Origin of the sequence: Bacillus sp. FSL K6-1012, assembly GCF_037964915.1 — a bacterium.
Classification (GTDB): domain Bacteria; phylum Bacillota; class Bacilli; order Bacillales; family Bacillaceae; genus Bacillus; species Bacillus halotolerans.
The window spans coordinates 528,860-542,596 of the sequence record NZ_CP150175.1 but is presented as its reverse complement, the minus strand read 5'-3'; the positions used below and the strand labels follow the sequence as shown (position 1 = coordinate 542,596).

The following is a 13,737-nucleotide window of genomic DNA, read 5'->3' as shown; positions in this document are numbered from 1 at the left end:
ACGATGTCTTTTTATGTATGGACCTTATCAGATGCCCTACATATCATGTTACATAACAGGGAAAAATTTGAGTGTCATTTTTGAACATCATTGGTTGACAAGAAATCGTGATGGTCATATGATGTAGATAAAATAATTTGGTTTAAGGAAACTCTTTGTTGTATGGCAAAAACAATTAGAATTCAGGTGAGTACATGATGAATAAGGACATCACAGCACAATCTCCCCGTTCCAAAGCAGTCCAAGATGCGCTTGACGGGAAAAGCAGAGGATTCAGAGGACTGCTGCCTTTTTTAGGCCCGGCGTTTATTGCAGCCATTGCCTATATCGATCCCGGTAACTTCGCAACAAATATATCAGCAGGTTCTAAATATGGATATATGCTGCTATGGGTGATTTTATTTTCTAATATCATGGCGCTCTTGATCCAATCACTCTCCGCCAAACTCGGTATCGCGACAGGCAAAAACCTGCCTGAGGTCGCTCGTGAGGAATTTCCTAAGCCTGTCTCTATCGGCTTATGGATTCAAGGCGAGCTCGTCATTATCGCGACTGATCTGGCGGAATTTATCGGAGCGGCATTGGGACTGTATTTGCTGTTCGGCATCCCGATGCTCGAAGCGTCTATTATTGCGGCGATCGGCTCTTTCGCGATTTTGGAGCTTCAGCGCCGCGGTTATCGCTCACTTGAAGCCGGTATTGCCGGCATGCTGTTTGTAGTGGTCATCGCCTTTGCGCTGCAGACCTTTTTTGCAAAGCCTGATGCCGTCTCAGTGATGAAAGGACTTTTCGTGCCGACATTTCATGGCACCGACAGCGTGCTTCTTGCAGCAGGTATTCTCGGCGCAACCGTTATGCCGCACGCCATTTATTTACACTCTGCCCTCACACAGCGGCGGGTGGTCGGCAAAACAGATGCTGAACGGAAGAAAATTTTCAGATTCGAATTTATTGATATTTTAATAGCGATGCTGATTGCAGGGGCTATTAATGCGAGTATGCTGATTGTGGCTGCCGCATTATTCTTCAAAAACGGGCTGTTTGTCGAGGACCTTGATGTCGCGTTTCAGCAGTTCGGTCATCTTGTCAGTCCTGTTTCAGCCGCGTTATTCGGAATCGGCCTGCTGGTTGCGGGCCTGTCCAGCTCGTCTGTCGGAACACTTTCAGGCGATGTGATTATGCAGGGATTTATCAACTACCGCATCCCGCTGTATGTACGGCGGTTCATCACCATCATTCCGCCGATCTTGATCATCGCATCAGGCGTCAATCCGACGTCGGCTCTTGTGCTGAGCCAGGTGGTTCTTTCCTTCGGCATTGCCTTTGCCTTAATCCCGCTTATTATGTTCACAAGCAATAAGCGGATTATGGGTTCGCTGATCAATGCCAAATGGGTAACAGTGGTTTCTTGGCTGATCGCTGTGCTGATTGTTGCTTTGAATGTGTTTTTGATCGTCGATACGTTCCGTTAGAAAAAAACCGGCTGAAAGAGCCGGTTTTTTATTTTGGCTTAAAAGCTCATTGATATCATTTTTTACAGAAATTTGTTATGATAGAAGAAAAAATCGGAGTTTTGATAATGTCAGTATTTATTCTGTTTTATTTATGGATTGTCCCTATTGTTATCGGAATTTTATGTTCTGTTATCGCTTATAAATCAACAGGTAAAAAAATGCGAATCGCGCCCGGCATCGCCATGGTGGTGCTCAGTATCATTTCCTTGATTACCGCTTTTACGGCCGGAGGCGCTAATTTTCACGTGTTTATCGGCGGAATGTTTTTATTCGGCACTTTATTAGTTGGTTCTGCTTTTCCTTTCTTTTTCGGACTTTCGAAAAAAGGGAAATAAGCTTATAAAGACATTCATTTTGTAAGATTTGATAAGAATAAACAGATGAAACAGACAAGGACAAATGCGCTGATCTTTCTGCTTTGAAAGAAGATGCATTTGTCCTTGTGTCTGTTTTGGGCACGGCGAAAATCATGACAGGCTGCATAGATCATTCCTGCTGATCCCAATAAATATACGAGTCATTTTAAAGGTTCAAACAACCGATTTTATGACTCACCCTCCGTAAAATCAAAAAACAGGAGCCTTCACGGGCCCCTGTTTTTTTAGAATAACCGTTTTAAGCTTTGTTTCAAAGACGGCATTTCAATTTTTTGGTTTTCGAAGAAGTTTTTCAGCATATATTTGCTGAAGCCTTTTGCCTGTCCGTAGGTGATTTTGCCGGGCAGCGGCGGTTCGTTTCCGATCATGACGTCGACAACGACCGGCTGATCGGAGTGAAGCGCCTCATGGAAAGCCGGTGCAAGTTCTTCCGCTCTCGTCACCTTGATGCCTTTTGCTCCGCAGCTTTCTGCAAATGCGGCATAGTCGACATTCTGAAGTTTTGTGACATAGTCGATGTTCCCTTTGACCTGCTGTTCATATTCAATCATGCCGAGATTTTCATTGTTTAAAATGACAACAGTAATCGGGAGCTTATATTTGACTGCGGTCGGGAGATCCTGCATGACCATGGAAAAGCCCCCGTCACCGCAGACTGCGATGGCTTGGCGCTCCGGTTCAGACAAGCTCGCCGCTATAGCTCCCGGCAGGCCGCATCCCATTGTCGCAAGCCAGCTGGAAACGATGAAATCCTGGTTGACGTTCATTTTGAAATGCCGTGCCATCCAGACGGTGACAGTGCCGACATCTACAGACAGCACCGCGTCTTCCGCTGCTGCCTCCTGAAGACGTGCGATGACCTGCTGAGGTTTAAGCGGTGTTGTCGCCTCAGTTTCATCTTTTTCGATTTCATTCCACCAATGCTGCATATGTTCAGTGCAGGCATTTAGGAATCTTCTGTCTTCCTTCCGTTCAATATACTCCGTCAATTCGCGCAGACCGAGAGCCGAGTCACAGACAAGCCCCGCTGTTACCGGATAGCGTTTGCCGATTTTCGCCGGGTCTGAATCAAGCTGGATGGCCGGTGTGTCTTCCGGCAAGTAATCACGATACGGGAACGAGGTGCCAAGCATAATTAACAAATCGCATTCTTCCATTGCCTCATAGGCCGGCTTTGTCCCAATCTGTCCAAGGTTGCCGAGAAAGTGCGGGTGCTTATCGGGAACAACGCCTTTTGCGGGGAGCGTGACGACGATCGGCGCCGCTGCTTTATCCGCAAATTCCAGCAGCTCCCGCTTCGCCTTCTTCATTCCCTGTCCCGCCAAAATGATCGGCTTTTTCGCATTGTTAATATATTGCGCGCATGTCACAAGCTGTTCTTTTTTCGGTTCAAGATTCCCTTCAATATACAACGGTGATGTATAAACGGGTTCCCGTTTGATTTTCTCCGCAAACAAATCATCTGACACACTTAATACCGCAACGCCTTTTTTGCTGTAGGCAGTGCGGATCGCCTGATTCAACAGATCCGGCAGTGACTCCGCGCTATGTACCTCCCTGTTAAACACTGCCACGTCTTCAAACATTTGCTCAAGCTTAATCTCCTGAAAGTAGTCCCGCCCGACTTCGCCTGAGGAAACCTGACCTGCAATCGCAAGCACAGGGGCGCCGTCCGCTTTTGCATCGTATAAACCGTTCAATAAGTGCACCGCACCCGGCCCTGCAATTGACAGGCAGACACCGATCTTGCCGGTGAGTTTTGCCTCAGCCGCGGCTGCCAGCGCTGCCACCTCTTCATGGCGGGTTTGGATGAATTCCAATTGATTTCTTTCGTGTCTCAGTTCCTCAATAAATTCGTTAATGCTGTCTCCGGGGATGCCGTAAACATGATCAACTCCCCAATGTTCAAGCAGTTCTGTCATTGTTTGTCCTGCTGTTTTGTGTGCCATGCCGTATCCTCCTTTTTCCTTTTTCAATACCACAGGGGGAGGCGTTTAAAACCCGGAGGCAACTATCGCTTGCTGTATTTCCTTCTGAACAGGTCTAGGGCCGCCAAAAAGCTGTTGTCCTTGACGGTAATCCGGATGCCCGCAGCGCCGTTTAGAAAATCTCTGATTTGCATTTTCCGGTTTGGCACCATCAAAAGCGGCAATCGCTCCGGCGAAAACCACTTCAGCCCGGCCGTTTCCATGCCGTTTTCTATCGCTTGTCCGCCTGTTATGTTCCCTGCAAACACATGCTGTTCGTCTTGAAACTTAGGTCTTTGATAGACACCCAATTTCCCGGAAAGCTCTATCAGATATCCCGTTTCTTCCATTACCTCCCGGACCGCCGCTGCCTCCGGGGTTTCTCCTGATTCAACCCGTCCGCCCGGCAAATCCCATAAAGGAACGTCTTTTCGTTTGACCAGCAGAATCTGCCGTTTTGTGTTTGTCACTATGACAAATGCCCCTTCCGTATACATCGCCATCTCCCCTTTATTTAAAAAAGACCAAGGAGATGTCCCTTGGTCTGAGCTGCTTACTTTTTAAAATGATACGGCAATGTGGCAACGATTATGTCCTTCTTCCAGAACAGCCGGACTCTGAGCAGGAAGGCTGACTGGTTGTGCAGAATGGTGTGCCAGCGTTTTTTTGTGATAAATTGCGGGAACAGCACCATGACAGAAAACTGTTTCTTCTTCGCTTTTGCTTCAACAGTTTCCAAAAACTTATCAAACGGATGGACCAGGCTTCTGTACGAAGAGTGAAGCGTGACGAGACGCACTCCATTATTCAGCTCTTCCCAGCGTTTTTCCACTTTCTTTTCCTGTTCTCTGTCAAACGACACGTGAACGGCAATGACCTGATCTGACAGTGATTTCGCATATTGAATGGATTTTTGCACGACGGTTGTGACGCCGGCTACAGGCACAATCACGACCGTACCTTTGATTTCTTCCGGCTGTTTGTTTACGATACGAAGCTGTTCACCCACAGCCGTATAGTGATTTTTAATCGCAAAAAACAAAAAAACGACGATCGGCATAAAGATTAAAACAGGCCATACGACATTAAACTTCGTGACAAACAGGATGGACAGAACCATAAACGATATCAATGCGCCGCAGGCGTTGATCAGCATTTTTCCAATCCAGCCTTTTGGTTTTTGTTTGATCCATTTGATGCACATCCCTGTTTGTGAAAGGGTAAATGGAATAAACACACCGACCGCGTATAGCGGGATTAAGTGCTCCGTCTGCCCTCCAAATAACAGAATCAGCACAATTGAGGCAACACCTAAAAAGATAATCCCGTTTGAGAAGCCTAAGCGGTCGCCTCTTACTGTAAACATGCGCGGCATGTATTGGTCTCTCGCCAAGTTGAAGGCAAGCTGCGGGAAGGCTGAAAAGCCCGTATTCGCCGCAAGGACCAAAATTAACGATGTCACACCCTGAATGACATAGTAAAACACATTTCTGCCGAAGGTATCCGACGCGATTTGTGAAATGACCGTTTCATTCGGTTTCGGAGCCGTCCCGTAACCGTATGCAAGTACCGTAATGCCGGCAAACAGAACCGCAAGCAAGATCCCCATCATAGCCAACGTTCTCGCCGCGTTTCGCGCAGGCGGGTTTTTGAAGGCTGGAATCGCGTTGGAGATCGCTTCAACTCCGGTGAGCGCGGAACAGCCGGATGAAAAAGCCTTAAGCAGCAAAAACAGCGTAATGCCGGCTACCGGTGTGCCGATCGGTGTATGATGGACTGGCTGATCAATTTGTCCTGTCATAAGCTTAAAAAGACCGACGGCAATCAGAATGAAAAGCGCCGCCACAAACAGATAGACCGGGTAAGCAAGAATCGATGCTGATTCTGACAGCCCCCGCAGATTTAAAATCATAATCACTAAAACAAGTAAAACAGCAATCGGTATATGGTAATCATGCAGTGCCGGGAACGCCGACGTGATGGCGTCCGTCCCTGCGGAAATACTTACTGCTACAGTTAATATATAATCGACAAGCAATGAACCGCCTGCAATCAGCCCGGGCTTTTCGCCGAGGTTTTCTTTTGATACAACATACGCCCCGCCGCCCTGCGGATAAGCGTAAATAATTTGCCTGTATGAGAGAATCAGCGCGAGCAGCAAAATGAGTACGCCGACCGCTATCGGAATGGAATACCAAAATGCAGCAGCGCTTACCGCCGCCAATATGATAAGAATTTGTTCCGTTCCGTAAGCGACAGATGATAAAGCATCTGAGGAGAGCATGGCAAGCGCCTTTAATTTCGTCAGTTTTTGTTCTCCTGCTGCTTGTGATTTTAACGGTTTCCCAATCAAAAAACGTTTGATTGAATGATACATCGATGTCTTCCCCTTTTAATTTCATTTTTCATTAAAACAATAAAACATCCGCATCTGCTCTCACATTTTGTAATAGTCCTTTCTGCTATGATGTCTCTGTATGCGATTTACATCCTGAAAATTGAACAGCAAAAAACACAGAGGCAAACGGATGCCCCTGTGCCTTAACATCGAACACAGGTTTCATTCATCTCCTCTCATGAACGCTTACGAGGTTAGCTGACGGATTCGGGCATATGAGAGTTTGCCCTACCTAAAAAGGATTCACCCCGAGCGGCAAAATGCCGCCAAAATGGGTCCCCCGCTCTGTTTACAGATTAAGCGATTTGTTTTCTAAAAGAGATCATACTCCCGTTTACGTATGTTGTAAAGAGGCTTATCGGCCGGGAGAAAAAAATAAAATGACAGGTTCCACAAATGGAAAATTTAAACCAAAAATAAAAAACAGAGGCTGATAACAGCCTCTGCCTTATTCTCTGTCTGTCTTTCTCTTTCTTCGTCTAACGGTTACCCAAATGAAGGCTGCCGCAATTACCATCATGAGAGCCAGCACGCCGATATACAGCAGTTGTTGCGCATGATCTTGTGCTGTTTTTTCTGTTTCAGAACTGTTTGTTTCCGATTTGAGCTGCTGGTGGTTTGTAAACACCTGCTGGCTGTTTGTTTCATTGATGACGGTCGCCGTGTCATCATTGCTGTTCAAAAAGCTGATGATTTCTTTTGTGACGGCCGCGCCATTTCCTTTCAGCGGCGCAAAAACAGCCATCGTATAATTTGAATCCCATAAAGACGCTTGGGTAAATGCCACTTGTTTCGTCGTCTCGTTCAGCATTTCAAAGCCCGACACGTCAAACGAGCCGTTTTTCGCTTGAGGCACGAGCAGATCAGAAGATTTCTCTTTCAAAAGAGAGAACTGGCTGATGCCGCCGATGAAAATTAAGTTCCGGCCTTTCGCGTCCTCCGCTTTAACTTCAGATGCTTTCCTTACTGTGAAAGATTGCTGGGCTTCGCTTCCAAAGGAATCAGTAACGAGAGAAAGCTCCTTAAGCTTGGGTTTGCTCACGCTGTCAGGTAGCACAATCAGTGTTGCCTGTTCCTGATTTCCGGCGTATGGAAGCGGCCATTCTAGAAAATCGGCTGACGGAGATGTGCCTTTGATTGTGTAAGACAATGTGCTGCTTTTATCAATAAAGACCCATTTCTCTTCGTCCGTTGTGTTGCAAGGGTTGTTTTCCTTTAAGCCCGTGGTGATAAACTGTATATCAATGTAGCGGTTTTTCTGCAGCAGCTCCGGGTCTACTTTCAGCGTGACATGATAGTATCCGTTTTTATCTTCTTTCCCTAATTCATCAAGGCGAACTGAATGCGGCTGACCGTTGATGAGGACCTTCAGCTCTGCTGCTTGAGAGGCTGAACCGCTTTCTGCCGCGGCTGCTTGAATCGTTTCCGATTTCTTTAGTTTAAGCGACAGCTTGGCTGATTGATTTTGGTCTATCATCGCAGAAGCCGGATAAAAATAATGTGCTGAAGATGTTTTGTCAGCTCCGATTGTCATATCTTCTGCCCCGAATTTCTCAAGGGTCAGCTTATTGCTTACCTGCTTTTCAGCCTTCTGAAGCTTGCCAATTGAAAGTGTTTCCCCGCTTAGCTGGCCGGTGTAAGTCTGATCGGCGATGACGCTGATTTTTTCTGAGAGCACATCATCAGATGCCGCTTGTGCAAACAGAACCGGCTGCTGCTTGCCCTGTGCTTTCAGCACGCGCTCCGCAAGCAAAAGTTTTTCTCCTTTTGCCTGTAAGCCGGCTTGTTTGATCAGCTTCTTCACCTTGCCGTTCCAATGCTTATCCACTCCGATGAAAATGGTCGGCTTGTCGATTTGCTTCACTTCAGATTCCTTCACAAACGAAATGCTGACACTGCTGTCCGCAGTTGTCAGGTAGCCTTCTGTTTTGACAGCCGCTTCAATTTCTGCCGAGCTCGGGTTATCCGGAATGACAATAGCAGTCTCTTCCGCTGTATTTCCCGATTGGGCAAATGGGTATGGGTAATGTTCAAGTGACGTTCCCTTCGCTTCGCTGCTGTCCGCCAGTGTCAGGCGGCTGTCCGGATAAATTTTGATCCAGTTGCCGGACGTATCCTGTCTGACGCAGACGCCCTCTTTCATGACGCCGTAAAATTTCAGTGATACGCTGTGATAGCCTGGAGCGGACTGGCTTTTGTTCAAGTTCAGCTTCAGTGTTTTCCGTTTTGAATCGCCGTTTAGCTTTAACGTTTTTACCGGTTCATTGTCAATTACAGCCGTTAACGATGAAGGAGAAATTAAAAGATCCGATGCCTCATATTCAATCACCAATTGCTGGCTGCCGGAAGAGGCGCCTGCCGGAATCTGATACGTCAGTTCCGCGCTGTCTTTTGATCCGTACAATGTCATAAGATCGTTTGTCAGCACCTGCTGTTTGGCTTGTTCACGGCTGCTTTTGCCTAGAAGCGAGCCATCAACCTGCATCTCTTGGGCAAAGGCCGATTGTCCGGTCATTGCCAGCAGCAGAAAGCTTGTAAGAAAAATAAATAGTTGTTTCAAAAAGGTCACCCGCTTTTATGTTGATTGTATCGTTCTGTTTTGTACCATTTGACCTCTTGCTTGAATAAACGGTGCTTGATTTCTACGAATAAAGAATAGATCACGAGCACAATCCATGCCTGCGAGTACGTAAAGTACATAAGAAATACGATAAAGAAGTTTTGCCTGTTCATTTCTGTTTTTTCGATGCTTAACGTAATCATGACCTCCGTCATAAATAAGAAAAACGCCAAAATCCAAAGGATCATTGCCAAAAACCCGACCGACAAATGCAAATCATAAAACAGATTGACCACAAATATCGTGTTTGACATGATCACGCCAAAGAAAAACAGGAAATACGTAAAGAAAAAGTAAAACAAGTCAAAGATAATCCGTTTTCGTTTCAGTTTGAAAAACTGCGCCAAAAACTTCAGGACGACATATTGGTTGCCGCGCGCCCATCTCGTCCGCTGGCGCCACCACACCTTCCACGTTTCCGGCTCCTGCTCCCAAGTAATAGCTGCCGGGAAAAAGCGGATGTGATAGCCGAGGTTATACACCCGGATGGTCAGCTCGGTATCTTCAGCCAGCGCTTTATCATCCCAGCCCCCGAGCTTTTCAATAATACTTCTGCGGATCGCGAAGTTGGTTCCGGGAATGGTAGCGATTTTGAACCACTTCCATCTGCCTCCCTGCGCCATCCACTGAAAACAGATCGTTTCAATATTGATAAACTTCGTCAGCAGCGTTTTTGCCGCATTGATGACGCGGAATTTCCCCACCACTGCGCCTGCCTTCTCGTCATTCATCAGACCGAGAACAAGATAATACACGGCCATTTTTTCAGGCGTGTTGTCGGCGTCATATACACAAATGACATCGCCGTTCGATTCAGCAAAACCGGAGTTGAGCGCCGAGGATTTGCCTTTTCCGGCGTTAGGCGGTTTTGTGATTACCATTTTGATAAAATCGTATTTCTCGGAAAATTCATTGACGATATCACCCGTCCGGTCTGAAGAATTATCGTTTACCACAATAATCTCCAGCCGGTCCTTCGGATAATAAAGATTCACCATTGCCTTCAGCGTCTGCCGAATGACAACTTCTTCATTATGAGCCGGGATGAGCACACTGACCTTCGGCAGCTCCTTCATATTTTCTCTCCACTTCGGAATATTCCGCTCGAAGGTCATGTAGTGGCGGAATCCGCCTTGCATGAGAAACATGTGATAGAGAAGCATCACCCATATTAAACTTAGCGAGATAAAGAACAGCGTATTACCCAAGGCTTCTTCTCTCCTTAAACATTCGTTTTTTCAATGTGGCTCTCAAGTAAAACGTATAGCTGACAAACATCACGACAAACAAGAGCACAACGGCGGAGAGAATCCATAACGCCTTTTCCAGCGGGGTTTGCCGATGGTGGTCGAAAAACTCGCCAATGGCACTTACATTGTTTTTTACGTGAACCGTTCCGTCACCGCTTGTATGGATTTCCACTTTGTCCGTTTTGACAGTTTGCTGCGTTTTCTTCAAATCAAGCCATTCACTGTCCGGAATGCGTTCCATCTGGTCAACAAGCTCCGGCAAATATTTCATCCCGAGATACGGGTGATAAAACCCTCCGGCCACTCCGCCTTCAAAATCAATCATCTGGGAAATGTGTTCCGCCATATCGCCGAGCGGGTTTTGCTTTGATGTATCGACAAAACCGATTGTTTCCGGATACAGCGTCATCCCATGCAGCATAGCTGGTTTGGTCAAAAAAGGGGATGCGCCGGAAGTCTTCCATGTTGTATCGCTGAGCTGCACCTGCCCGAAAATGCTTGAGAAATACTGTGAAGCCATTTGATAGCCGTACTCAGACATCGTATAGTGCGGGGCTTCAAATGCCAGCGGATAAAGCCCTGCCGAGGTTAAATCCTCAATGGCGTGCGTCAGCTTTTGCCTTGTATATGTTTCTTCCTTTTCCTGAAACGGCTTCAAATAGCTCTTATAGGCCTGTTCGTTCGGAAAAGCATGTTCCTTTTCCAAAATGGACGGGGTGTCATCAGCATTTTCCGAAGTGATCGGCTGGTCCGCCTTGGCATCCCAAAATTCGAAACCCTCTCCTGTTTCACTGTGGCGATAGGCGTGTGTGTAGCCGTGAACAATGATACTGCCGCCCATGCTTTGCAGTTTTTTCAATACCTTGACCATCTTCGGTTTATCAGACAAATACACTTTATCGCCTGTTTCCGGATTCAGATACACAGGAATGACTGACAGGATAAAAGGCACATGTCTCTTGTACAGATATGTACCGGCTTGAAGCAGCAATGTTTCATCAGATATCGGGCTGATATCCTCCAGCCGCAAATATAAAAGCGCGGTTCCGGCCTTCTCTCCAAATGCTGCTCGAAGCTCTTTCGCCACAATCAGATTGTCATTTAACAGATTTGTTAAGCCGATGTACACATTTGATTTATCCGTTTTCCATATAAACGGACTCGTTTTGCCGTCACCAGATGTAAAGGTATACAGCCCCTTTCCTTTCAGGCCTGATACGCTCAGCACGTTAAGCCCGCTCTCTAAGGAGACATCGTTTTTTTCCGTGCTGCTGTGAATCTGATAGACATGTTCTTTTCGGGTTAAGGAAAGACCGGAAAATTGGCTGATTTGTCCGGCGTTATAGCCGATGGCGACGACGGGTTTTTTTACGCCGCTGATAAGAGACACCAGTTTTTTGCTGAGCTTTCTTTTCGTTTGCCCGTAATAGATGACATGTTCTTTGCCTTTCACATCAGATGCTGTAACATCCGAATCTTTTCTGACCGTGACATGAGTTGCAAAATGGCCGGCCAATAAATCGAGCATTTTGACTTGAGGCGACTCTTTGCCGTCCAAGGTTGAATAGATGATGAGAATGCCGTCATCCTTCTCCTTCGCTTGGGCAGAAATAGGAAAAGAAGCAATAGCTGTCAGCATCAGAACGGACACGCAGAGTAGCGTTATTCTTTTAAAGTTCATTCATCATCATCTCGTTTTCCAGTTCTTCTAAAAATTGATCAGCTGTCCTTATATCTCTTCGATAAGGTAAATAACAGACATGGAACGTAAGCGACACATACTTTCCGTTTGTCAGCTGATACGTGTCCAGCTGTTTTTTCAGCTTTGTCAGGACGGCCGGCATATGTTCAGCCGGCGTGTGTGTCAGCACAATGCCGAAGCGCTCATCAGAGGGGCGGAATTTTTTATCCGTTTCCCGGACGCTTGACCTGATTTGCCGGCTGACGAATTGAAAGAGAAGGTCGGTCTCTTTCTCCCCGTACAAAGACTTAAATTCCTTGAAATAATGCATATGAAGCAGCAAAAAGACAAAGGAATTGCCGTAGCGCTCCGCCCGTTTGATTTCCTCTGACAGTTCCAGTTTCATTCTTTGCTTATTATCAAAGCCCGTCACTCTATCGACAGCCACGAAGCTTTTGATTTCAGATTGAAGACGTTTGACTGAATGGCGCAGCTCTGCTGCGATATCATGAATTCTTCCTGATATAAAGGAAAACAGCAAAAGCGCAATTCCCCACACGATAAGCATGCGCAGCCCGTCTTCAGCCGAAAACATCACAGCCTGTCCAGTCTGAAAAAACATCATGAGCGTGCCGAGAACAAAGAGAACGATTAAGGTGACCGCCAGCGCGTAAATCGGACCGAACCAAATGCCGGCCCCGATCACGACAAATGTAATGCAAATGATCAGAAAGCCCTCCGACTGCTCGGCGGACACATAAAAAATAAACAGAGACAGGGCTGCGATGAGCCCTGAAAGATAAGCATATAATTTTTGTGATTCATTGAATGATCGTTTCATTAAAAAGCTTCCTTTCGGCTAACAGCGGCAGCAGATTGTCGAACGAGTGCGTGTCGGAGCCGCTCATGTAACCCCCATAATACGGTTTCGCCGGATCAAGAATTTCAAAGTCATTCATTCTATCATAAATCGCTTTGATGACCGAGCTGTCTTCATGCTGTTTTGTTAAAAATAAAACAGCTAACGCGTATACGGACGGCGACTCATATTGGACGGCAGGCTCCTTCGTATCTGCCGAATATCGTCCGTACAGCTTTCCGTTTGCCTGAAATTCCTTTTTGACCCACTCTGCTATCACAGCGGCTTTTTCATCCCCTTCCGGCAAATGCCACGCGGCGTACAGCTGGTCAATGACGTTTACTTCACTGTCATATTTGTACTGCTTCGACTCTGCGCTGTACGTCTTTGGCAGGAAACCATTCTTTAAAGGGGCTAGATAGAGAACATCGGCATTTCGCTGTTCTGTTTCTTCGTCTATGACTCCATACTTTTTCAAAACAGCTAGTGCATCGGGCATGACATACGAAAGCGTCACGTCCTTTGAAGCGGCATGAGAGGCTGAATCGTAAAAGTCTGTAAACATCCCGTTGTACATGTTGTATGTCTTTAAAGCCGTGCCAATATCACGGGCAGTTTTTTCATATTGGCTGCTCCCCCAAAGAGCAGCTGCCTGATCGAGAGACACCATGATTCTCATATCATCAATCAGCGCGTTTGTCCCGCTCGCTTGACCGTTTTGTATCTTCCATGTCACCAACTGATGATTCAGAAGAAAAGAATCCCTCAGATGCTGATATTGCTCCTGAAAATGCGAGGCATCTTGTCTGCTGACCAAAAACTCCATCCACAGGCCAATCGATTCTGATAAATAGGAGGGCTGATCTGAGAAATCCGTTTTGATAAGCCCTTGGTCATTCATAAGATTGTGATAGATGAAATACTCCGCCGGCTGAAGCGGGCGGGTATTCATATCTGCCTCAGACTGATATAGGGTTTTATTCCCAGCTTCAGCACACCCTGCGGAAAGTCCGATAGATAAGCAAAATAAGATAGCAGCGACCAACACATGCCGCACAGGCAAGTCCCCCT

10 protein-coding genes and 1 riboswitch are annotated in these 13,737 nt (G+C 46.5%); of the genes, 2 read left to right on the top strand and 8 right to left on the bottom strand.

Going from position 1 to position 13,737, the window contains the following annotated elements:
• Nucleotides 1-194 precede the first annotated feature (194 nt).
• Nucleotides 195-1,472, top strand: a complete 1,278-nt coding sequence (locus NSS75_RS02800; protein WP_049809886.1) for an Nramp family divalent metal transporter — start codon at nucleotides 195-197, stop codon at nucleotides 1,470-1,472.
• A 107-nt stretch (nucleotides 1,473-1,579) separates the two neighbouring features.
• A complete protein-coding gene (locus tag NSS75_RS02795; RefSeq protein WP_010333081.1) occupies nucleotides 1,580-1,849 on the top strand; it encodes a hypothetical protein in 270 nt (89 codons plus the stop codon).
• A 266-nt stretch (nucleotides 1,850-2,115) separates the two neighbouring features.
• On the opposite strand, the gene NSS75_RS02790 is transcribed toward NSS75_RS02795, so the two are convergent.
• The 8 genes from NSS75_RS02790 to NSS75_RS02755 all read right to left on the bottom strand — a co-directional run bounded on the left by NSS75_RS02790 (nucleotide 2,116) and on the right by NSS75_RS02755 (nucleotide 13,723).
• Nucleotides 2,116-3,840, bottom strand: a complete 1,725-nt coding sequence (locus NSS75_RS02790; RefSeq protein WP_095714111.1) for a pyruvate oxidase — start codon at nucleotides 3,838-3,840, stop codon at nucleotides 2,116-2,118.
• A gap of 62 nt (nucleotides 3,841-3,902) precedes the next feature.
• Entirely contained in the window at nucleotides 3,903-4,355 is a 453-nt protein-coding gene (locus NSS75_RS02785; RefSeq protein WP_024120268.1) for an NUDIX domain-containing protein, read from the bottom strand.
• A gap of 56 nt (nucleotides 4,356-4,411) precedes the next feature.
• Nucleotides 4,412-6,235, bottom strand: coding sequence for a potassium transporter KimA (gene kimA, locus NSS75_RS02780; protein ID WP_024120267.1), 1,824 nt, complete (start codon nucleotides 6,233-6,235; stop codon nucleotides 4,412-4,414).
• Nucleotides 6,236-6,424: 189 nt separating this feature from the next.
• Nucleotides 6,425-6,569, bottom strand: a riboswitch (cyclic di-AMP (ydaO/yuaA leader).
• 135 nt (nucleotides 6,570-6,704) lie between these two features.
• Nucleotides 6,705-8,816, bottom strand: coding sequence for a cellulose biosynthesis cyclic di-GMP-binding regulatory protein BcsB (locus NSS75_RS02775; protein WP_339235801.1), 2,112 nt, complete (start codon nucleotides 8,814-8,816; stop codon nucleotides 6,705-6,707).
• A gap of 5 nt (nucleotides 8,817-8,821) precedes the next feature.
• Complete coding sequence (locus NSS75_RS02770) at nucleotides 8,822-10,084, bottom strand: glycosyltransferase family 2 protein (protein WP_003240289.1); 1,263 nt, start codon at nucleotides 10,082-10,084, stop codon at nucleotides 8,822-8,824.
• Complete coding sequence (locus NSS75_RS02765; protein ID WP_339235795.1) at nucleotides 10,077-11,807, bottom strand: DUF2334 domain-containing protein; 1,731 nt, start codon at nucleotides 11,805-11,807, stop codon at nucleotides 10,077-10,079. The genes NSS75_RS02770 and NSS75_RS02765 overlap by 8 nt, the downstream gene beginning before the upstream one ends.
• The gene (locus NSS75_RS02760; protein WP_103671944.1) at nucleotides 11,797-12,648 is read right to left on the bottom strand and encodes a diguanylate cyclase; all 852 of its coding nucleotides are present in this window, start codon (nucleotides 12,646-12,648) and stop codon (nucleotides 11,797-11,799) included. Before NSS75_RS02760 ends, NSS75_RS02765 begins: the two co-directional genes overlap by 11 nt.
• Nucleotides 12,629-13,723 carry a lipoprotein YdaJ gene (locus NSS75_RS02755; RefSeq protein ID WP_339235792.1) on the bottom strand — a complete coding sequence of 365 codons (1,095 nt, stop codon included), beginning with the start codon at nucleotides 13,721-13,723 and terminating at the stop codon, nucleotides 12,629-12,631. Before NSS75_RS02755 ends, NSS75_RS02760 begins: the two co-directional genes overlap by 20 nt.
• Nucleotides 13,724-13,737: the final 14 nt, after the last annotated feature.

What these genes read in the sequence shown, in the direction of transcription:
- NSS75_RS02800 (WP_049809886.1), top strand. Translation starts at nt 195, where the DNA reads ATGATGAATAAGGACATCACAGCACAATCTCCCCGTTCCAAAGCAGTC.
- NSS75_RS02795 (WP_010333081.1), top strand. Translation starts at nt 1,580, where the DNA reads ATGTCAGTATTTATTCTGTTTTATTTATGGATTGTCCCTATTGTTATC.
- NSS75_RS02790 (WP_095714111.1), bottom strand. Translation starts at nt 3,840, where the DNA reads ATGGCACACAAAACAGCAGGACAAACAATGACAGAACTGCTTGAACAT.
- NSS75_RS02785 (WP_024120268.1), bottom strand. Translation starts at nt 4,355, where the DNA reads ATGTATACGGAAGGGGCATTTGTCATAGTGACAAACACAAAACGGCAG.
- kimA (WP_024120267.1), bottom strand. Translation starts at nt 6,235, where the DNA reads ATGTATCATTCAATCAAACGTTTTTTGATTGGGAAACCGTTAAAATCA.
- NSS75_RS02765 (WP_339235795.1), bottom strand. Translation starts at nt 11,807, where the DNA reads ATGAACTTTAAAAGAATAACGCTACTCTGCGTGTCCGTTCTGATGCTG.
- NSS75_RS02760 (WP_103671944.1), bottom strand. Translation starts at nt 12,648, where the DNA reads ATGAAACGATCATTCAATGAATCACAAAAATTATATGCTTATCTTTCA.